General features: G+C 60.6%; 16 protein-coding genes. 6 read left to right on the top strand and 10 right to left on the bottom strand.

Translation table 11 applies throughout. From position 1 onward, the window contains the following. Positions 1-93 precede the first annotated feature (93 nt). Entirely contained in the window at positions 94-840 is a 747-nt protein-coding gene (locus tag K3M67_RS05550) for an SDR family NAD(P)-dependent oxidoreductase (RefSeq protein ID WP_285832523.1), read from the bottom strand. A gap of 150 nt (positions 841-990) precedes the next feature. Between K3M67_RS05550 and K3M67_RS05545 the strand changes: the two genes are divergently transcribed. Then, the gene (locus K3M67_RS05545) at positions 991-1,959 is read left to right on the top strand and encodes a DUF7064 domain-containing protein (RefSeq protein ID WP_285832522.1); all 969 of its coding nucleotides are present in this window, start codon (positions 991-993) and stop codon (positions 1,957-1,959) included. A 205-nt stretch (positions 1,960-2,164) separates the two neighbouring features. On the opposite strand, the gene K3M67_RS05540 is transcribed toward K3M67_RS05545, so the two are convergent. The 9 genes from K3M67_RS05540 to K3M67_RS05500 form a co-directional block, all read right to left on the bottom strand. After that, complete coding sequence (locus K3M67_RS05540; RefSeq protein ID WP_285832521.1) at positions 2,165-3,277, bottom strand: NAD(P)H-dependent amine dehydrogenase family protein; 1,113 nt, start codon at positions 3,275-3,277, stop codon at positions 2,165-2,167. Between the two features lie 791 nt (positions 3,278-4,068). Next, positions 4,069-5,094 (bottom strand): DUF7064 domain-containing protein, encoded by a 1,026-nt coding sequence (locus tag K3M67_RS05535; protein ID WP_285832520.1) that lies wholly within the window; start codon positions 5,092-5,094, stop codon positions 4,069-4,071. A 94-nt stretch (positions 5,095-5,188) separates the two neighbouring features. Continuing rightward, positions 5,189-6,274 carry a phosphotransferase family protein gene (locus K3M67_RS05530; RefSeq protein ID WP_285832519.1) on the bottom strand — a complete coding sequence of 362 codons (1,086 nt, stop codon included), beginning with the start codon at positions 6,272-6,274 and terminating at the stop codon, positions 5,189-5,191. A gap of 312 nt (positions 6,275-6,586) precedes the next feature. Next, positions 6,587-8,299 (bottom strand): N-acyl-D-amino-acid deacylase family protein, encoded by a 1,713-nt coding sequence (locus K3M67_RS05525; protein ID WP_285832518.1) that lies wholly within the window; start codon positions 8,297-8,299, stop codon positions 6,587-6,589. A 4-nt stretch (positions 8,300-8,303) separates the two neighbouring features. Then, a complete protein-coding gene (locus tag K3M67_RS05520) occupies positions 8,304-9,686 on the bottom strand; it encodes an MmgE/PrpD family protein (protein WP_285832517.1) in 1,383 nt (460 codons plus the stop codon). 37 nt (positions 9,687-9,723) lie between these two features. Next, a complete protein-coding gene (locus K3M67_RS05515; RefSeq protein WP_285832516.1) occupies positions 9,724-11,841 on the bottom strand; it encodes an acetate--CoA ligase family protein in 2,118 nt (705 codons plus the stop codon). After that, positions 11,838-12,761: a DUF2889 domain-containing protein gene (locus K3M67_RS05510; protein ID WP_285832515.1), complete on the bottom strand. Its 924-nt coding sequence runs from the start codon at positions 12,759-12,761 to the stop codon at positions 11,838-11,840. The genes K3M67_RS05515 and K3M67_RS05510 overlap by 4 nt, the downstream gene beginning before the upstream one ends. Positions 12,762-12,858: 97 nt before the next feature. Continuing rightward, positions 12,859-13,725, bottom strand: coding sequence for an enoyl-CoA hydratase (locus K3M67_RS05505; RefSeq protein ID WP_285832514.1), 867 nt, complete (start codon positions 13,723-13,725; stop codon positions 12,859-12,861). Positions 13,726-13,933: 208 nt separating this feature from the next. After that, positions 13,934-14,890 (bottom strand): LysR family transcriptional regulator, encoded by a 957-nt coding sequence (locus K3M67_RS05500; protein WP_285832513.1) that lies wholly within the window; start codon positions 14,888-14,890, stop codon positions 13,934-13,936. A 154-nt stretch (positions 14,891-15,044) separates the two neighbouring features. Here K3M67_RS05500 and K3M67_RS05495 point away from each other — a divergent pair, with 154 nt between their 5' ends. From K3M67_RS05495 to K3M67_RS05475, 5 genes are read left to right on the top strand one after another with little or no spacing between them, the layout of a single operon-like run. Then, positions 15,045-16,718 (top strand): flavin-containing monooxygenase, encoded by a 1,674-nt coding sequence (locus K3M67_RS05495; protein ID WP_285832512.1) that lies wholly within the window; start codon positions 15,045-15,047, stop codon positions 16,716-16,718. A 1-nt stretch (position 16,719) separates the two neighbouring features. Further along, entirely contained in the window at positions 16,720-18,480 is a 1,761-nt protein-coding gene (locus tag K3M67_RS05490; protein ID WP_285832511.1) for an N-acyl-D-amino-acid deacylase family protein, read from the top strand. Positions 18,481-18,518: 38 nt separating this feature from the next. Beyond that, positions 18,519-19,385 (top strand): SMP-30/gluconolactonase/LRE family protein, encoded by an 867-nt coding sequence (locus K3M67_RS05485; protein ID WP_285832510.1) that lies wholly within the window; start codon positions 18,519-18,521, stop codon positions 19,383-19,385. Between the two features lie 21 nt (positions 19,386-19,406). Then, positions 19,407-21,362, top strand: a complete 1,956-nt coding sequence (locus K3M67_RS05480) for a flavin-containing monooxygenase (protein ID WP_285832509.1) — start codon at positions 19,407-19,409, stop codon at positions 21,360-21,362. Further along, a complete protein-coding gene (locus K3M67_RS05475) occupies positions 21,359-22,099 on the top strand; it encodes an SDR family NAD(P)-dependent oxidoreductase (protein ID WP_285832508.1) in 741 nt (246 codons plus the stop codon). Before K3M67_RS05480 ends, K3M67_RS05475 begins: the two co-directional genes overlap by 4 nt.

The raw sequence follows: 22,099 nt of genomic DNA, 5'->3' as shown, positions 1-22,099 counted from the left end.
GGGCGTGCTTGTGCCCAGAAATTAATTGTCTTGAGCTAGAACAAATGGAATTACGTTATCACGGTCACTTACGGACCGGATAGCGCTGACGAATCAAGCGGCCAGAAGACCACCATCCACCGCCAGGACAACGCCCGTTATCCACCTCGCCCGATCCGATGCGAGAAAGGCCGCGGCCTCCGCAATATCGATCGGCTCGCCGACCTGACCCAGCGGAATGCGGGTCATTATGGGCGCCAACATCTCAGGCTTATCTCGCAAACGCGCACTCATCGGCGTCGCGATCAAACCGGGAGCAATAGCGTTGACGCGCACGCCGCTCGGCCCCAATTCGACCGCAAGGGAGCGAGTCATGGCAACCACTGCTCCCTTGGACGCACAATAGGCGGCAAAAACACCGGTCGTAAGAAGGGCTGCCGTTGATGCAATATTAACGATGGCACCCTTGGTTTCCCGCATCTGGTGCGTGAAGGCCAACACCATGTTGTAGACACCTGTCGCGTTGACATCCATGCAACGGTGCCATGCCTCTTCCGCTCCCGGATCGTCCACCGCCGCCCTGACACTGACACCTGCAGAGTTTACCAGGATGGACGCTTTTCGCTCAGCGCCCTTTACGCTCTCAGCCAAGCAACGGCACGCTGCCAGATCGGCAACATCAAGCGCCGCGTCATGACAAATTCCCCCTGCCCGCGTGATTCGCTCGGCGGTTTCGCGCGCGCCGTGACCGTTTGCATCTACCGCGTAGACCACCGCGCCTTGCGCGGCACACAACTCAGCCGTTGCGGCTCCGATCCCGCTGCCGGCACCGGTGACAATAGCCACTCTACCTTCGAGCATAGCTCTCCCTCATATGAAATAGGCAGGCTGCAAAACCAACCGGCCAGTTGATCAAAGCTTATTGCTATGGTCTATGTGCGTCAAGGGCGCGTGGTCAGCTTGGCATCACCGTCACGGCGAAACCATCTCGTGGAAAGGATGCTCAGAACCATGATCCATTTGATTCCGGAAGACGTCGTCTTTCCCTTATCCGACCAACAGACGCATTCGCCCGAAAAGGACGCCTACTGGCAAGAGAGCTTTGTTCTCCTCTGGGGCGACCCATCCGGTGATTACGGCGGATTTTTGCGACTTGGCTATGCCCCCAATCTGTTGGCGGGCGACACGACCCTCTGGTGTCACGCCTTCACGCCGAAGTGGGTTTATGGGTCCAGCCGGGATTTCGCGCTCCGCTCCGACGACGTCGGCAAGAGCCTGTTGAAAGCAGGGGAAGCCGCGCGCTACGAGTTTGACGGTGAAGACACCCGATGGGTGCATTCGGATGACGAAGTAACGATCGACCTGCAGAGCACCCTTCTGCATCCTCCCGTGGCACTGTGGCGACCGCAGGACAGCTTTCACCGCTACCCGCATTACGAAGCCGCGTGCCGAGTGAAGGGGAGGCTTTCAATTCGCGGAGACACAGTGGAGGTCGACGCGCTGGGCTATCGCGATCACAGTTGGGGCGTGCGCCATTGGTGGAAACGAAAGACACACCGCTGGCTGAACGGTGTGTTTGGACCTGACCTCAGCATGTGCCTGCTCACATTCCACTCTGACGGAGATAATATCCGTCGACTCGGATATGTGGTCCGTGACGGGGTCGTACATTATTCCCAAGAGATCGACATTGTTGCCCACATGGAGGCGGATGGCGCCACGCATCGAGGCGGAACAGCATCAATCGTACTTGAATCCGGCGAGTGTCTAAATTTTGAGATCGAACCGATGTGTGAGGGATTCTACGCGTATCGGAAGGGAAGTGGCCTTTTCGAGTCGATCTGTCGTATCCGCCACCAAGGGCGCGTCGGGATCGGTGATTTTGAGTTGAGCGAAAATTCGCGCATGGGGCAGTTGCCTGCCACGTCGCTCATTAACGGTATAGAGCAAGACGGAGTTCACCCACGACGGACGCCGTGAAGTCGAGCGTATCTTGCGCGGACATCGCCCGCCTCAGTCCGACATTATGGAAGGAGCGCGTCTTCTCGCAACCCATATAGTTGACGTGGCGGATCAGCGTGCTGGTCGCAGGGTCGCTCCCATGTCATATTTCACACCAAGGCAAATTGCTTGGCGATCACAATGATCATGAAACCGTTAGGGATCAACCAGGTCCCAAAGGAAATCAGGAACCACTGGCCAGCGTCCGCAGGTCGGACGCATAATGTGCCCAGACCTTTGGGTACACAAGTCCGGGCGCCGCGGCACACACAATCGGCGCTGCCTGAAGCATTGTGACCGCTGTTGCGTAGTAAGGTGGCTGCGTCGGATCGTTCGGCCAACGTTCAGTCCCATTTTCGATCGAAGCGCAATAGCCCAACTCCATCGATAAGGAACACGGCTCGCCCTCAATCTCTATCTTATAATAATTCGATGATTTGGCATCTGGGTATGGATTGCTGTTATACTCTCCAAGGTGCCAGCATTCTTCCATGGTCAGCTTTGGTTCGTCGCCAATATAACCGACGAAAATGTGCCGGAACTCTGCAATCGTGCCCTTCTTGTAAGAACGCTTAGGTAGTTCAAGGTCTTCCTTAGCTGGGATTGGCATCGGACGATATTCGATCCTGTCAAGTCGCTCCCCAAACAGCATGACAGCCGACAGCTGCAACGATTCCTCATAATATCGCCGGGTGTTTTCGTATGCCGTGTTGCCAGGTACGAAGTCTGCCGGATCCATGCCATAGCCAAGACTGCGACGAAGCGGTGAATCCGCGGCATCGGAATTGTTCACGATTTCGGCAAACTTCATGTGTTTGATACGCGTACAGATACCTGTCAGCGTAAGGCCGAGCCGCTCGATAAAGAAGTTGGGATGAATGCCGGTACCATGCAGGCTCGCATTCCCCTGCCGGCATGCGGCCTCAAGTTTCGCAACATAGTCCGCGCCCTTCAGCGGCGGATAATGGTATGACGTTGCCGACACGACGTTCTTGCCCGATCGGAGGAGTCGGACAACATCGCCGTCCATTTCGTCAGCCGGCGTCGTCATGGGCGTATGGAACACAACATCCGCATCCAATGCGATCACAGCATCGCGGTCATTAGTGACGATGACGCCTGTCGCTCCGGCCCCTGCAAGCTCACCAGCATCAAGACCCACCTTCGAATCCCCGAACGTCAGGACGCCAACGAGCTCATACTCCGGTAGCTTTAGAATCTCGCGCAGAACGCCGCCGCCAACATTACCAGGGCCCCAGACAATCGCTCTGATCGGGCGGTCGACAATGCCGTTCATATTCCTCATCCTCGTCCAGTTATGTTTACATTCCGCTGGTTACCGCCACCAACGCGATCAGGCACTCGATCCGGTCGCCCCACAGCACCGTTGCGCCTTCCCAGTAGATCCCGACCAAACCAGATACCGTGAAGAAAATCCGCAGCAGTCTTCCGATGCCGCTTCCCAATGCGGTTTGTTCAGTTCGGTCCGCTCATAAATGGATATTGGTCGCGCCTTGTGTTGTCAACCAACCAGTCGGCTTGGAAGGTAGCTGATCCCTGGCCAAGGTCCCTCGCGAACGCAACCCGCCACATGGAGCCAAACGTCGATGCGGCCGAACGTGACGTCGGCCTCGTCCACCACCACTCGAGGTCGGCCTTCTCCTCAATGTAGGTTGAGACGACAATCGGGGTGCCCGGGCGCCGGGTTGATCTTGGCCGCGGCCTCAGGAGGATGCCTCGGCCGGGCATGAGCACATCACGACCCGCGAGCCATATTCCGCCATTCATATGCGATGGCACAGCCGAGATTCTGTGACCATAGAGAGCTTGCGCTCCAGCTTGAAAAGCTCGTCCAGCCAATCGAGCCGTTGACTTTGTCGCTCCGGCAGGTTTGCGCCCTCATACCGCCCCACACCGCTGCCGAGAGTAGATTGCCCTTTCTACAACCAGAGTAGCCAGCCGTATCGGCAAGGCCGCGTTCCGACTTTTCACGAACCGAAGCAAGGCCCCCATTACGGCAATTTGGCACATCAGGCTGAGAGTGAACGCGCTGTGGTGCTCAATTCACGGTTGGACAAGGCAGCCCATTTACCGGATGTGGCTTCCCAAATCCTGTCCCTTCCACCGCAGTAGGCCAGAGCCAAAAAGCCCACGTTCGACATAGTCGATCAGATTGGTGCCGCGGCGCGGGTTCTCGCCTACTTCCAGAATTGCGTAACCTAGGCGTCCGTCAAGGCGGGCCTGGCAAGGTGTATCGATCATTGCGCTATCGCGCTTGAGTGATACGTTGCCCAACGAATCCTCGGCATAGAGATCAAGCTCGATCCGATGCGTGGTTCCGTCTTCGAGCGTCGCAATGATCAGGCCTCCCCGGTGCGAGAAGCCGTCGCCTTCCATGTAAGGAATCACATCGACCTTTTGGGTATAATGAACAACCGAACCCTTGCGGATATAGCCGCGGCGACTGATGCCTGATGACTGCGTCAGGAAATTGGAAAAAGCGAAACTGATATCGTCCTCAAACACTCCGCTGGTCCAACGGTGGCACCGAATGTCGGACCAGTTGCGCGGTCCCCAACTGTGATCGCGGTACGAGAAGCCCCTGATCTGTCGCGTCTCACCCTTAACTCTGATCGTGCCCTCCATGCGGTCAGCGGCCTCAAAGTGTGCGCTACCGACCGTACGGACGTAATCGGAGTTATGCGCTGGGAACAGCGGAATCGGCTGATGATAAGGCGTGAGCCACACGTCCCAGGAAACATCTTCATCCTTTACCCACCAGTGGGTCCCTTGCCCGTCGAATTCGTAGCCACCGACCCCCCCGGAAGTGATATGGGCATCCCCGATATCGCCCGGGCGCAACGGGAACTGCTCATTGCGAGCGTAGACGCAATCGGGTGTTTGCATAAACGCCCAAAGCGTGTTGTTGCCGCCATCCATATGCGGTTCACGGCCGACCCGCATGAACAGGTTGGCCTGACCGGCGAGATCGCTGCACCACATCGCAACGCTTTCCTGCCAGTTTTCCTCTGGACCTGGAATATGGAGAGCCTCGTCCGCAAGCACGAATTGGCAGATCGGATCGCCATTTGGCAGAGTAACAATCAAGCTCATCAAAAGCCTCGGAACAAAAGCACAGGAGTCCACTTGACACCATGACGCGACACAGCTTCAGGCCACCGCAGGCCAAACGCGCCCGAACCCAGCATTATCCGAAAAGTTTCTCGAGACGATGATGGTGAGGATTATTCTTGATGAACGCGCACTGCTCTTCCGTGACAAGCCCGTTGGCAATCATGCGGTTCGCCGTGGTCAACACCGCCATCAAGGTCTTAATGGCGGCCATCGTGGCCCAATATTCTAGATCACCCGGTCTATGCCCGGTGAGCGCCACATAATGGTCGAGCTGCTCCGACCGATCCGGCACGCCCGGCAGGCGCGGCGTCGATTCATACTCATGATTGCGCCAGTCATAATGGAGCCACCAGCCGACATCGGCAGCACTAGGCGCTATTGCCGCCCCTTCCCAATCGAGCACTGCGGCGGGATCCCCCGTCGTTTCGAAGATCATATTGCCAAGCCGGCAATCTCCCCAGATTATGGAATTTCGATCGTCAGCTGGGACGTTCGCAAGCAACCAATCCATGGCTCGCTCTACCACCGGAAGACTGCGCCCGTTGAGACGCACCACAAGATCGTCCGCGAAGCGCTGAACGTGGGCGTGCGTGTCAGGAGCGTCGGACGCGCCAGGAAGCAACATCGCCAATCCCGCCTTCTGCCAGTCCATAGCGTGAATAGCGGCGAGTTGCTCCACTCCACCCAACACCATTCTGCGCCGTTGAGCGGGAGAGAGATCCTTCATCACTTGTGATGCCATGGTCGAGAAAGTCGGCGGAACGAAGCCCGGCACGATTTCCGCAAGATAAAACGCACGGCCAAGGAAGCGCTCGTCCCGTTCGAGCGCCACCATGGGAGGAACCCGAGCGCTCGAATGCTCCCGAAGCGCGCGTTGCACAAGGAATTCCAACTCCATGCCAGTGGCGTACCCGTCCGACATCCGCGGGAAGACCACCGACCCCACAGCTTCGAGCCGCAACACCAGTCCCAAACTATGCGCCCGCCCCTCTTCCTGCCAATCGAGATCGAAGAGGAGCACCTGGCTGGAGGCACCATTGTCCGGCGCGCGCCAGTTACGAATGATGAAATCGCTGCGTTCCGGCCAATGCTGCCGCGCCCACGCGATGAACGATGGCCCGATATCTTCGACGCGCGCGCGATGGCCGATATTCTCCATTTCGGAGGTCGACTGAAGAACAACTGGAGTAGAATTCACGATCCACGCTCTCCCGGTCATTATAGTGCGGTAAAATATTCAATCCTAGAGAGGAGCTAATGCGATGCAAGTGTCAAATCGAAGGCAGCCTGGGGTGCGGGGAGTCTCCTCCCCGCACCCGGCGCTCCCCACTTGAACTTCCCAATCAGAACCGAACAGGAGCTTGAACGGAGACTTCGTGCTTTCTGTTTAAGTATCGTCCGCACCCCAAGTCGTCAACCAACCAGTTGGCATAAGGGGCAGTATGCTCCAGGATCCTCCGGCAAGTTCCCATCAGCTGCATCCCCTCCGCAGCAAGCGGCCCGGGCGGGCGCCCGTTGCTTGATCAAACTCCCTCGTGATGACACCCGAAACGATTGTCGCTCGGTAGCCGCTCACCCTGGCCATAATCCTGCTGGCGCCGCCGGGAAGGTCGTATTCGATCCGCGGCGGCAGAACGCGCAGATCGGCATGACTGAAAATATTGACGTCCGCCTTCATTCCCGGGGCGAGGACGCCGCGATCGTTCAGTCCTACAGAACGAGCGGCCTTAGCTGCCAGCCAGTGGACCACCTGCTCGATCGGAACCTTCGGACCCCTAGTCCGGTCCCTCGTCCAGTGCGAAATCATGAAGCTGTGGACCGAGCCATCACAAACGGCCTGGACATGGGCACCGGCATCCGATGAACTCAGGACTACGTTGGGAAGCGGAAGCGCGTGCCGCACCGCTTCTAGGTCACCAGCCGCATAATTTGTTACCGGCAGGTAGAGACGCGGGGGGTCGCTATGGTCGAGCAGAAAATCGAATATCGTCTCGTCCACAGCACGGTTTGCGGCTCGTGCATACGCCGTCATATTCCGATCCGGTCCAGGCTCGAAGTCGCAATCGGGACCCAGGTCGTACATATATTCCATTTTCGATTCGTAGAACGCTCCTGGCGTGCCCGGAATGTTGCTTTCCGCGAGGATGCGGGCACGAACGTCCGGTCGCGCCAGTTCACTGAGCCAGCACTCTCTCGGCTGTGCCGTAATCTCCACGAAGCTCGGTCGATGCGAGAAAGGGTTGCAGCCAAGAAAGCCCATGATCGAGCCCGTGCCCCTGCCACCGAACTGTGCGGTAACTCGCGCCCTGTCATTCATACGGTCGATCTGCGCAATCTGCGCCCGGTAAAAGTCGGGATCATTGCTGTTCTGGAACATGAGGATGTGACAGTCGACCCTCGTGCGGTCGACGATGCGCTCGAGCAAATTCATGTCCCGACGCAATTCGGCGGGCGCTTCGCCAATGATGCCTGCTGGCACCACCTGCAGCAGCCCATCCGAGTCCGCGACCACATTTGCCAGCGCGAGCAGTTCGGCTTCATCGACATCGAAGTCGGGGGTCATTTCCCCAGCCTTAGTGCGGTGCATCGGCGTCCTCGACGTGGACATGCCGAATGCACCCCTGTCCATCGCGCGGCGCAGCTCGTCACACATCCGCGCCAAATCCTCCCCACTGGCCGATTTGTCGGTTCCGACTTTCTCTCCCATTGCCCACAAGCGCAGGGGACCGTGGGGAACCAGACATCCGATGTCGAAGGTGCGCTCAACGCTCTCGAGAATGTCGAGGTATTCGGCGAAGGATTCCCATCCCCAGGTCATGCCAATATGGAGCGCCGTGCCAGGTATATCTTCGACGCCTTCCATCAACTCTATCAGCCGGGTTTCCATGCCAGGGCGGACCGGCGCGAACCCGACGCCGCAATTCCCCATCAAGGCTGTCGTGACTCCCGAACCAAAAGACGGCTCCAGTTCCGGATCCCAGCTTGCCTGCCCATCGTAATGCGTGTGGATATCAATCCACCCAGGAGCAACGATAAGCCCGGCGGCATCGATCACCCGCCGCGCAGGCTCGGCAAGGCGGCCGATCGCAGAAATGGTCGAGCCCGTTATGCCCACGTCGGCGGTGAACGGCTCCCCACCCCCGCCATCGACTACGGTTCCGCTGCGGATCAGAATGTCGAGCATGATCTCACTCTCCCAAAAGCGCCACGTCTGTGCCGCGGCCAACGCCCGCGAAATTCGCCTCAAGGCCTGCTCGCGGCCCCTGGGCCGTAGTCCACAGGCCATCAAGGACAGAGTCGGTGAGATCCCCTAGTGTCGCCCCCGCCAACCGGCGAAACTTGTCCGACAGCTGCTCGTCGGTCACCGGAAATTCGGGCGATCCCAGCCGGGTGGGCTGATCGTGACGCAACCTACGCCCGTCTGCAGTCTCGATCTCTATGGCGGCACCCCTCATCGCCGGAAATTCAGCCTCGAACCGCGACGACCTGGTCAGGGTCACCCTTCCCCGCAGGGCGCGCAATGCAGGATCTGCGAGCCGCTCGAAAGTGAACGCGGCAGGTCCTACTTCCCCGAACACAAGCGCGGTTGCGACACAAAAGCCGATGCTGAACTTCGCTTCGTAAGGAGTCGTTGGCCCCATGTTTCCCGCGACATCGACTGCGACCGGATAGGTTTCGATCCGGATGTTGCGAATGCCAGAAACAGGACCTGCAAGGCCTCGTAGCGCCAGCGCACCATCGATGGGGGCAAAGGCGTGGCCACAGCAGGCGTGGATTTTCTGCGTCATGCGACAAATTGTCCAAGGCGAGCCTAATGCAGCGATAGCGCCACCCCATTCCACATTCCGGCTGGTTGCTGCACCGAAACCCGCCGCCCCCTCGAATATGGCCGGCTCGCCGCTGAGGCCGTGACTGGCGGCCATTGCCGCAAACACACCAGCTTCAGCAGCGCGGCCCGCATGCAGGGGCTTCAACATTGCCTCACTGCGGAAAGCCTGCTGGAGGCCCGCAGCGAAGGTTGCCGATGCAGCAATGGCATGTCCACATTGGCCCTCGTCAAGTTTCAGCAACGCCGCTGCCGCCGCGCTGGCCCCCATACAACCGACTGTTCCGGTCGTGTGCCAGAAGCGATAATGTTCAGGCTGAATCGCTTCAGCAATGCGATTGCCAACCTCATAGCCGATGGCAATGGCGCGAAGCAGGTCCGCGCCTGTCGCCCCGACTGCCTCGGCAACCGCCAGTGCAGACGCGATCGTGGGAGACCCGGGATGGTACAGGCCCGGAGCATAAATGTCGTCCATTTCGATCGCATGTGAAGCCGAACCGTTCAACAGCGCCGCCGTGCGAGGCGGCGCACGTGTGCTGCCGCGGCCGAAAACGGTGCTCGCGCCTTGCCCCAGCTCGTCCGCCACAGCCGCCCTGATCGGTACCATCGCAGGTTCGGTCCAGCCGGCAATCATCGCGCCGCTCCAGTCCACCAGGGCGCGTGTCGAATACCGCACGACCTCGCCCGGCGCGGGGATATTTGCCGAACGAGCCACGAACCGGCCCAGGGCTGCCGCAACGCTCATGGCCGCCCCTCACCCGGGAGGGAGGAGCCGCGGCAGGTCACCGGGCCAAGTCATTCGGTGCGGAAGCGGTTCCCACGGTTATCACCGCATCGACCGCTTTCACGCCCCGCCCCTCCGGAAGGACCAGCAATGGATTGATCTCTGCCTCGACGATTTCGGGTGGAGCATGCGAGAGAGAGACGATCGCCTGGGCAAGCGCCGCCATGTCACCCCGCTGCGTGCCCCGGAACCCCTCCAGTTTGCGTAAAGCCCTTACCTCCGCCATCATTGCCCACGCCTCCTCGATATCCACGGGCGCCGGCCGGACCGTGCGGTCGGCATGAATCTCCGCGTCGGTTCCCCCGGCCGCGAGCATGACAAACGGACCGGCCTCGCGATCCACACGATAAGAGAGCAGCACCTCACCGAGCGCCGGGGTCATTCGCTGGACCAGCACGCTGTCGCAGGCCTCTTCGGGGTGAGCCTGCCGCACGCTGCGCACAATATCGGCAACTGCCGTTGCGAAAGCCCCATCACTGGCTATGGATAGTTTCACCCCCCCTATATCGCTCTTGTGAACGATATTGGCCGAGAGGAGCTTGACGGCGACGGGATAGAGCAGCGGAGATGCTTCGGTCGAGGTTGGAACCACCGTGTGTTCGGCAGCCGCAATGCCCATCGCTGCCAGGCGCTCATAGCCTCGCGCCTCGTCCAGACGGACCTGTCCAGCATGGGCTACGGCCGAAACTGGTGCGCGCGCCGGACGGCGCGCATAGGCAGCGGCAACGATGTCTGCGCAAGTTTCAGGACTGCCGGAACAGGGAACGCCCGCCAACGTAAGGGTGCGCAGGGCTTCTGGCGCATCGGGCGTCACAAAGGCAACGACCGGCTTGGCCGAGCCTGTCGCAGCCGCCTGGATTGACGGAACCAAAAGTTCAGGCTGATGCCGCGCCGATGATCCCGCGACTGCCAGGACCGTGTCGAACTCCGGAGCCGCCAGCAACAACTCCAGCGTCGTCGCCATCGCTTCGGGGCGGGTTCCCGCCAGGGTAAGATCGACAATCCGCCCCGGACTTACCGTCACGCCGCCCCTGGCAAGCTCGTCGAGGATTTCGGCCTGCGGGCCCACCACCTCGCCACCGCGCAGAGCCAACTGGTCCACCACCATGCTCCCGCCGGCGCCCGTCGTCGTAACCAGCGCGGCCTGCACGCTCCTCTCACGACGAACTGGGGGGCCAAGCTTGCGCAACAACGCCGGGGCCCGCAGCAGACCTTCGAGGGTCTCGACGCGGGCAATGCCGCAATCCTTGAGGAAGGCCTCGGCAACGACATTTTCGCTCGCAAGAACACCTGTGTGGGACTGGGCCAGTTCAGCAGCCTGCGGTGTCCTGCCTAACATATAGGCGACCACCGTGCGCCCCCTGCGCGCGGCCTCGAAGGCGAAGCGCCGCAAATCCTCTCCATGCTGGATCGATTCAAGGAACAAGGCATAGCAATCGATTCCAGGGTCATCGAGGGTCGCATGGCAGATCTCGCCAAGAGACAGGTCGATTTCCATGCCCGTGGAAATCGCGCCGGCAAATCCGACGCCAAGCGCTCGTCCGCGCGACATGACGGCGCCGATCATGCTTCCGGAGTGCGAAGCCAGAAATAGTCCTCCCACCGGCATGCCTGGCTCGGCGAAGGCAGCGTTCGCGGTCAGCATCAGCCCGGTGCGGGTATTGACCACGCCGATGGAGTTCGGTCCGATCAGCCGGGTCGCCCCATTGGCGAGGGACGCCTCCAGCCGCTGGCGAAGGATTTTACCCTCGTCGCCGGATTCCCCGAATCCGCCGGCGAGGACGGTGACCACCGGAACGCCGAGAGCCACGCATTCCGCGACAATATCCTGCACCGTTGCTGTCGGCGAGACCACGAACACGTGATCGGGCACTTCAGGTAGGACAGACAGCGATGACCACGCCTGTCGGCCCATAACCATCGAACTGCGCGCGTTGACCGGATAAATTCTCCCGGTAAAGCCGGCCATATCAAGAAAACGCATAGGCCGCGATCCGGTCTTGGCCGCATCATCAGACGCGCCGACGACGGCAATCGAGGCCGGGTGCATCAAACAGGTTCCCAGCTCCGTGGAGCCGCGCGCTTTGGGCCTGAGAAAACTGTCGGTATTGGTCACAATTGTCCTTCCGGCTGATTGGAAAACGCGGGCAAATGAGCAACCAGTGCTTCCGCCTCGGCCAGCGAGCGGGCCGCGTCGTTAAGGTGCGTACAGCCGACCGGCCCACGCAGCTGCGAGAGCACCGTTCGGCGGAATTCCGCGAGCGGGGTTCCTACCAGCCGCTGAAGCGAAGACTTTGCGCCGAGACATTCGGAATAAGGCAGGACCCCCGGGACGGCAGTAATTTCCGTAAGGATCAACCCGTTGTCGCTGACAGCCGCGCGTGCGATAAGGCGGTACTCGTGCAATGCCGCCCTCCGGGTACCCATGATGACGCCGCTGTCCTGAAACATCGCGTCGATTCCTACGATACCGTTTCCTTCGCGCCACAGATCGATCCGACGGACGCGCCGGAGCAGACGGTCGCGGTCAGGTCCCAGATCGTGGAACGCCAAAGCATCATCGTCGGGCTGGAGGCGCGGCACAAGACGCGGCACATCGACCTGGCTGCGGTCGAACAGCGCTACCGATCCCGTCGCATAGCCGCTGCAGACATTCTCCTGCGACGTCCGATCAACCTCGTGCGAATCGCGCGGCGGATCCCACTTGACGGCTATCCATGGCGAAATGACCGAACTGCCGACGATATCGTCAAGCAATACGGTAGCCGGCCGCCGAAACGCCGCCTCTTGTGTCACAATCGGCACCAGCGCACGTCGGAAGCCGACCGTGGCATGGCAACCCTTTAGGACCTCGACGCCCGGCAAGGGCGGCTGAAGAGACAGTTCCTCAATGATCTTGTCGTGCCCGATCCGAACCTGCAGGCGATCATCGTTCACGACCCGCGTTTCGGCGGGTGAATCGAGCGTGATCAAATCTCGCGCGCGGCCGTTCATGATAGCCGGGCCAGAGCCACCCTCCGGCCAGGACAATTCCATCGACGTCGTCCGTCGCACCGAGTGTGGCCGCCGCGACGGCGTCTCTCGGGCAAAGCCCTCCCCATATTCCTCAGTCACGCCAAGTATCCCCTGCCCGCTAGCGGGACTGCCCCTTGAGGCCGGAAAGCGGATCGTCCAGCACCAGGTCGTTCTGGGCATGGGCAAAATGGTGCATGTGGAATACGGCGTCCATGGCCGTACGATGTCCGCGAAGGTCTTCAACATGGTTGATTGCCTGCTTGGTCAGCCAATTGCCAAGGCGTGGCCTGGTTGCCAGCTCAGCCGCCATCGCAGCGACTTTCTCCCGCAGCGCTTCACGCGGAACAATCTCGTTGATCATGCCGAACTGATAGGCCCGCGCGGCAGGCATCCGCTCACCAAGCAACAGAAAGCCTTTGGCGATCCGCGGAGGCAGTTCGAAGCCGTGTGCGAAATATTCCACCCCCGGCACTCCCATGCGATTGACCGGATCCTGGAAGAAGGCGTCGTCCGAGGCGACGATCAGATCGCAAATCCATGCCAGCGCAAGACCGCCGGCAATGCAGGCCCCCTGGACCATCGCAATCGTGGGTTTGGGAATATCCCGCCATCGGCGACACATTCCGAGGTAAACCTCATGCTCCCGCGTGTACATGGCTTCCGCGCCGGGACGATTGGTGTGATTGGGCCAGAGTCCGGTCCGGTCGAAGGAAACCAGATTGTCGCGACCTGGCGTTCCCACGTCATGTCCCGCACTGAAGTGCTTGCCGTTGCCGCCAAGAACGATCACCCGCACCGAGTCGTCGTCCACCGCCTGCCTGAACGCCCCATCGAGCGCATAGGTCATCTGGGAATTTTGCGCATTGCTGTACTGGGGCCGGTTGAGCATGATCCAGGCGACAGGGCCTTCGACAGCATAAGTAACGGGATCGCCGGTTTCGTAATTCGGCTCCTGCTCGCGCGGTTCAATCAAGTCGCCGGACATGTGCTTGCTCCCATCCGAAATCTTGTCGCGGCATGAAGCAACTGGAATGCAGGCCCGGAATCGACCGAAACAAACCTCCCCAACCGACACTGCCGCGCGGGTTTCGACCACCTATATGGTTGAAATCCTCGCACGCAAGTCGGCTGTCGATAAAATATGAATGGAATATCGAACGGCTGCGGCGGCAAGCCTCCAGCCATCCGCTGGATCACGGAGCACCGTTCTCAGCCCGCTCAGTCGTGGGCCGGATCACGGAGACACGCGGCGCCTTTGTTTTACCCAGCTGCCTGGCCAAGCTCAAAAAGCGCCTGACGGCAGGGGTCTGCGGCATGCGTTGCCTCACGGCATGCCATGTCACTTCCAACTGCTTACCTTTGATGTACCGAAACGTCATATCGGCCGGGACTTCATGGAAAAGGGGTGAAAAATCCACCGTGACCAACGGCTTTCTGGTAAGCTGCGCATATCGCAGGACAGCGCCGTATCCCGGCTCGCGCGCCGATTTCAACGCTACGCCGAATTTATCGAAATGCCGCGCCAATTGTGCCATAAATTTGGGGCTATAGTCTTTGGCCACAGTGAGAACATAATCCCCCCTGAGCAACTCCAGATCGATAGCCTCATGTACAGCAAGCGGAGACTCGACTGGAACCAGCAATGAAATCTGATAGGTAAACAACGGGAAGGATTGAAACTTCGTCCGATCGGGCTCCGTCGCCACGATCAGATCGAGTTCACCAGTTTCAAGCAAACCGTAAAGCTCAACAGGCGCTGCACTGGTTATTTCAACGTGTACTTCCGGATTTGCGTCAATGTAACGGGCGAGCAGCAAATTTCTCTCTGGGGTATGCAAAGTGAAAGGGTCCGCACCGATCCTCAACTCGCCGCCGCGCGTCCTTGCGATTTCATGCGCCCCCTGTAGCAATTCGTCATACGCTTGACCCAGCTTTCGCGCATATACCAGAAACTGCCTGCCCTCCGCTGTCAAATCGACACCCCTTGACGGTGACCGCACAATCAAGGGGAAACCAATCGCCTTCTCGAGCTGCCGGATTTGCACGGAAAGCCAGGGTTGAGAGCGATGCTCCCGCCGCGCAGCGGCCTGAAAGCCGTTGGCATCGACCACTTGCAGGAAAGTCCGGATTCGTCCGAAATCGACCGTCAACGCCCTCACTCCAGCTAACCGGATTGTGATATGAATTTCGCATCAAAAGAATGCAAGTTCGGATTGGACATTGAGCCTCAATCCACGCAACCTAACGGTCAGTTGAGAAAATTGGCCGCCATTATCCGGCGGCGCGGGAAAGGAAGCTTTGCAAATGGCACACAGCTCGGCCGCTGCCGATCAGAACATGGTGCGTTCCTGCGACGTCGTTGTGGTGGGAGCCGGTGTCGGCGGCCTTTATACCCTGTTCCGCCTCCGGCAGCTCGGATTCACTGTCCAGGTCCTCGAGCAGGGAGGTGATGTGGGCGGCACCTGGTACTGGAACAAATATCCCGGGTGTCGCTGCGATGTCGAAAGCTACCAATATTCCTATTCCTTTTCCGAGGAACTCCAGCGCGAATGGACCTGGAGTGAGCGCTTCGCGCCCCAGCCGGAGATCCTCTCCTATCTTCAGCATGTCGCCGATCGGTTCGATCTTCGCCGCGACATAGCATTCAACACCACGGTATCGGCCGCGAACTGGGATGAAGCCAGGCAGGAATGGAAGATCGAAACCGAAGACGGCAACACTTGGGTGGCGCCGTACTGCATCATGGCGACCGGCTCGCTCTCCGTCCCGCGCACGTCGGTTCTGCCATCGCAGGACGCATTTGCGGGCGAAATATACTATACCGCGACCTGGCCAGCCGATGGCGTCGATGTCACCGGCAAACGTGTAGGCATTGTCGGCACGAGCGCATCAGGCACCCAGTCGATTCCCCATCTGGCGGCACAGGCGAGCCACCTCACCGTATTCCAGCGGACGGCCAATTTTTCGATCCCCTCGCGCAACGCACCGATGAACCCTGCGACCGATGCCGAGTGGAAAGCGAATTACACGCAGTTGCGCAAGGAGCAGTGGCAGCAGCGGGCTGCAATCATCTTTGAGACGCCCACCAGAAGCGCGCTGGAAGTCGATGCCGAAGAACTCGAACGCGAGCTGGAGCGGCGCTGGGAGGCCGGTGGACTGGGCTTCCTACGGGCATTCACCGATCTGTTCAGCGACCACGAGGCCAACGGCCTGGCGGCCGACTTCGTTCGGCGCAAGATCGGAGAAACCGTCCGCAACCCGGAAGTCGCTGGCAAGCTGATGCCAACCGATCATCCGATCGGCAGCCGGCGCATCTGCACCGACAATGGTTATTACGAGACCTTCAACCGCGACAACGTGACGTTGGTGGATGTGCGCAGCACGCCCATCGAGGAAGTCCTTCCCGGTGGCGTTCGGACCAGCGATGCAGTCTATCCACTCGACGTTCTGGTTCTCGCGACGGGGTTCGACGCGGTCATCGGCGCTCTGTGCCGGATCGACATCCGCGGCCGTGACGGGGCGTTGCTACGCGACAAGTGGGTGAACGGACCAGTGGCACATATGGGCCTTGCCGTGGCAGGCTATCCGAACCTGTTCTACCAGACCGGGCCGCTCAGCACCGGGACGCTGGCCAGCATGATCCAGGGCAACGAACTGCAGACCGACTGGCTTGCAACTCTGCTGGTCCACGCGCGCGAGAACGGCATAACGGAGATCGAGGCGACTGAAGAGGCAGCAATCGATTGGACGATCAAGTGCGACGAGCTCGCGAAGAGCCTCGTCCACTATTACGCGCCAGAATCCTCCTACATATTCAAGGCCCCGGACGGCAGCCGGAAGTTCATGATCTATACTGGCGGGTTCGACGGTTACCGTCAGGAACTCGAAGCCTGCGCGAAAGCCGGATACAGCGGCTTCGTCATGCAGAAGGGCGTGCACGCCGGCATCAGCGCGGCGGCACAGGCAGTGGGAGCCTGACATGTACGACACCATCATTCGCGGAGGCCACATCATTGACGGCACGGGCCGGCCCGCATTCACAGGCGACATCGCCATCGAAAACGGCCGCATCGCCAAGGTCGGAGGCACAATCAACACCGCCGCGCGCCAGGTCATCGACGCCGATGGCGCGATCGTCACGCCCGGCTTCATCGATCCACATACCCATTTTGACGGCCAATTCCTGTGGGACGATGTGCTCGAACCCGCATTCTCTCATGGAGTCACTACCGCTATCGGCGGCAATTGCGGTGTAGGCTTCGCGCCACTCCGCCACGACTGCCTCGAACCGCTTATCGAACTGATGGAAGGGGTGGAGGACATTCCCGGTATTGTCCTTACCGAGGGCCTTGACTGGCAATGGTCCACCTTCCCGGATTACCTCGACCGTCTGAAGGAGAGGGAATATACGATCGACGTAGCAGCCCAGGTGCCGCACGCCCCGCTCCGAGTCTACGTCATGGGCGAGCGCGCACTCTCCCATGAAGACGCGACCGCCGAGGATATCGCCCAAATGGCGCGTCTGATGGACGATGCCATGGCCGCTGGCGCCGCCGGCTTTTCCGCGGGCCGCATTCTCGAACATGTCTCCAGCAAAGGGGTGCGAGCGCCGGGCTACAAGGCGCGGGAAGAAGAGTTGATCGCGCTCGCCCAGGCGATGAGCCGCCATAACTGCGGCGTCTTCCAGATCATTCCCAAGGGCGATTCGGGCGATCTCATCAACGCTCCGCTAAGCCGCGACGAGCGCGAATTCGAGCATGGCCTGATGGAACGGATCGCGATGGCGGGGGGAAGGCCGGTCAACTACCTGCTGCACCAGATCCGCAACGACCCCGATGATTGGGTGTGGATGTGCGAAGCCAGCGCCCGCAAACGCGAGGAAGGGATACCGATCTATCCTCAAGTCGCGCCCCGCGGGATCGGCTTCCTGAGTTCTTTGGACGGGCATCATCCGTTTCTGCTGAAGCCCTCGTATCGGGAGATTGCCGGGCTTGCAATTCCTGAGCGTGCGGCAGCCATGCGTGACCCGGAACGCCGCGCGCGCATTCTGGCTGAGACGGATATCGAAGCGACCGGACCTAATGCATTGCGGATCAGCGGCGTGGTTTCGCGGCTGACCACTGGGGCGGGTCTGATGTATGCATTGGGCGATCCGCCGCAGTACGAACCCTCTTCTGCGGATTCGTTCCAGTCGCGGGCCGAAGCGTCCGGCGTGACGCCGCTGGAACTCTATTACGACCTTCTGGCGAGCGGCGACGGCGGCAATCTCGCCGTGTTCTTCATGCTGAACTACTGGGATCGCGATCTCGAAGCGGTGCGCGGCATGATGGACGCGCCGGGCAGCATCCTGGGTCTGGGCGACGGGGGGGCCCACCTGCTTGCCATCTGCGACGGCTCGTTTCCGACTTTCTGCCTCAGCTACTGGACACGCGACCGAACGCGCGGCGACCGCTTCCCGCTGGAGCGCATGGTCCACAAGCTGACCGGGGAAATCGCCGCTCTCTATGGCTTCAGCGATCGCGGGCGGATTGCCCCGGGCCTTCGCGCCGACATCAACGTCATCGATCACGCAAGACTTCAGATCGAGCGCCCGCGCATCGTGAACGACCTGCCCTCGGGAGGGAGACGGTATGTGCAAGGATCGCGCGGCTACCTTGCCACCCTGGTCAACGGCGTCGTCACACGCCGGTTTGATTCGGCTACGGGAGCGCGTCCGGGTCGTTTCGCACGGCCGAACTGAGCGGACGGGTGTCAGTGATCCGCCACGATTGCGCTCCCGTGTCGAGCCGCCTCGCCGCCATCGGGGAATCCCCGTTGTGGTCGGAACGCGAACAGGCGGTCTATTATATCGACTGCAATGCTCCGGCCCTCTATCGCCTCACGCCCGCGACCGGCGAGGAGCGGGCCTGGAAAATGCCATGCCGCATCGGCGGCGTGGTGTTGTCCGAGAGCGGTCCGGTGGTCGCGCTCAAGACCGGGATATTCGCTCTTGATCCAATCGACGGCTCCCTCACCGAGATCGCGCCGGCGCCGCTGAACGACACGGCGCTGGCGCTGCACGAGGCACGCTGCGACCCGGCGGGCAGACTGTGGGTCGGGGTGATTAACCTCGGTTATGTCAGCCATGGCAAGCGCGGCGGAGCCGAGCTTTTTCGTCTGGACGGGGGGCGACTGGTGTCCTGTGCGGAAGCGGCTGGCGGCACCGTCTCCAATGGTCTGGCCTGGAGCCGGGACGGATCGACCCTCTATTATGCGGATACCGCTGAGCGCATCATCTGGGCGTTCGATTACGATGTCGCGACCGGATCGGTCGGGCGTCGTCGCGAATTCCACCGCCTGCCCGAAGGAATGGGCGTTCCGGACGGGGCGACGGTCGATTCCGAAGACGGATACTGGTTCGCCTGCGCGGGCGCAGGACGTCTGCGCCGCCTCGCCGCCGACGGCACTCTGGAACACGAGTTTACGACCCCGTGCGACTGGCCGACCAAACCCGCCTTCGGAGGACCGCAACTCGAAACCGTTTTCGTCACCTCGCTTTCGATCCGCGGGGCGAAGCCGGGAAAAGAAGAACTGGAGGGGCGGCTTTTCGCCATGCCAGCACCAGTCCGCGGACTCACCGAAACACTGTTCAAGGCAATCGTCTGAACAAGCAAACAGGATGCCGACATGCACGCTGATCGCGAAGTACCCGCCGAGATTCCTTCACGCGAAGAATTGATCCGACGCTTGCAGGAGGCGGACGGCGCGACGCTGCTGATGTCGCTGATATGTCTCACCGGGGATTCCGCTTTCCTCGACGACACATTTCGTCCCGGTCCCCTGGCAATCGGCCAGTGGTATCAGGAACGCCTTGCCGCGGACGGGAAAGCAGCGGTGTGCGCACAGCTTGCCGATGCGCTCCTCAGGTTCTGGTCGGGGAATTTCCCCCCCGTGCCCGCGCCAGACAATGAGACTTTGATGCGGCTGACGCAGTTCTACACCGGAACGGATATCTCCGATGCCTATGCCGGGATGTTCAGCGAGGAGCTTGCCCTTGACGGCGCCGACAAACGGCGTTTCTCCTGGACGACCAATCCCCCGCCGGAGGAACGCGCGAAGTTCCACGTATTGGTAATCGGTGCGGGCATGTCCGGTCTGCTTGCGGCCAAGCGCCTCAGGGAAGCCGGCATTCCCTTCACCGTGATAGAGAAGAACGGGAAGCCCGGCGGGACCTGGCATGAAAATCGCTATCCCGGCTGCCGGGTCGACGTGGGCAATCACTTCTACTCCTACTCCTTCAGCCCCGGCCATCAATGGAACTCCTACTTCAGCCAGCGCGACGAACTCGCGGCCTTTTTCGAGGAGTTCGTTGGCGAAGAGGGTCTCCTCGACTCGATCCAGTTCTCTACGGAGGCACTCGCGGCGGAATTTCATCGCGACCGCTGGACGGTCGAGGTCCGGCGTCCCGATGGGTCCAGCGAACACATCGAAGCGAACGTCGTTATTTCAGCGGTCGGCCAGCTCAATCGGCCCAAATATCCTGATATCCCCGGCAGAGAAAGCTTTGCAGGGGTGTCGATGCACACCGCCCGATGGGACGACTCCGTCGATCTGGCGGGCAAGCGGATCGCGGTTGTCGGGACGGGGGCGAGCGCTTTCCAGGTGGTGCCGGAACTGGCGAAGATGGCCACCTCGCTGACCGTGTTCCAACGCCAGCCTCCCTGGATGAAATATAATCCGCGCTATCACGACGAAGTGAGCCCGGAGGTGCAGTGGGTCATGGCGCATGTCCCGACCTATTCTCGATGGTTCCGATTCCTGATGCTCTGGCATCTGGGCGATGCCACGCTTCCCGGGCTAATCGCTGATCCAGAATGGGCCGGCGCGCCCCGCTCTTTGAGCGCGTCAAACGAAGCTCTGCGGGAGCTTCTGACAGCACACATTACCGCGCAGGTCGGGGACGACCCTGAACTTTTACGCAAGGTCCTCCCAAGCTACCCGCCGGGTGGCAAGCGGATGCTCCAGGACAATGGCCTCTGGCTCCAGACCTTGCGTCAGGCGCATGTCGATCTGGTAGATACGCCCATCAGTCGAATCGAGGGCGACGCGATCATCGACGCGGAAGGTCGTGCCCACGAGGTCGACATCATCGTCTATGCGACCGGCTTCGACTCCATCAAGATGCTGGCTCCCATGGAGGTAAGCGGGCGCGACGGGCAGAAAATCCACGCGTCCTGGGCCGAAGGGCCTTCCGCCTACCTCACCGTGACATCGCCTGGCTTTCCCAATTTCTTCTTCCTATATGGCCCGGGCGCCAATCTCTCCCACGGCGGAAGCATCATCTTCGTGTCCGAGTGCCAGGTTCGCTACATCCTCGACGCCGTGCGCCTGATGATAGAAAAGGGCATCGCCAGCATGGAGGTGACCGAGGAGGCTTGCAGCACCTATCTCGAACGCTTCGACGAAGCTGCGAGCCGCCTGGTGATGGCCCATCCTTCGGTCAATAACTGGTACAAGACCACATCCGGCAGAATGGTCACCAACTGGCCATGGCGGCTGCTCGACATGTGGCAGATGATGCACCATGTCGACCTGGACGACTATCTGCTGGAGCGAACCAGCGTTCCGGAGGTAGCCGCATGAACACGGCAGCGAAGCTGGAGAGCAAAGTCGTTATCGTGACAGGAGCGGCAGGCGGGATCGGTACCGCCGTAGCTCGGGAACTCGTGGCGCGGGGAAGTCATGTACTCCTCACCGATCAGGACGAGGCACGCCTGGCGGAGGCGGCCGGCTCGCTTGGGGAGCGTGCAGCCTGGCAGGTTCACGATATCACCCGTGCCGAGGACTGGACCAGGACGGTGGACCGCGCATGCGCGATCTTCGGTAGGATCGACGGCCTGGTCAACAATGCCGGCGTGCTGTTGACGGGCTCAATCGCGCAAGCAGAGCTCGCTGATATGGAGCTAGCCTTCCGGGTTAACGTCACCGGAGCATTCCTCGGAATGCAGGCCGTATCGGCGCATATGACGCCGCGTCGCACAGGCGCGATCGTCAACATTTCCTCTGGCGCCGGACTTCGCGGGATGAAGGATCTGACCGCCTATGCCACCAGCAAATGGGCGGTGCGCGGGCTGTCCCGGTGCGCAGCGGCTGACCTGATTTCGCATGGCATCCGCGTCAATACTGTATTTCCCGGCGTCGTCGATACGCCGATGACCCGCGAAGATCCAAGCTTCTTCGAGCAAGCTGCCTCGTCGGTCCCGCTGGGCCATGCCGCAGTGCCCAGCGACATCGCGCCGCTGGTGGCTTTCCTGCTGTCCGACGAAGCCTCGTTCATCACTGGCGCCGAATTCGCTGTCGACGGCGGCCGCTCGATCTAA

The sequence above is a fragment of the Sphingobium sp. V4 genome (genome assembly GCF_029590555.1).
Classification (GTDB): Bacteria; Pseudomonadota; Alphaproteobacteria; order Sphingomonadales; family Sphingomonadaceae; genus Sphingobium.
This window is presented reverse-complemented; position numbering and strand designations above follow the sequence as displayed.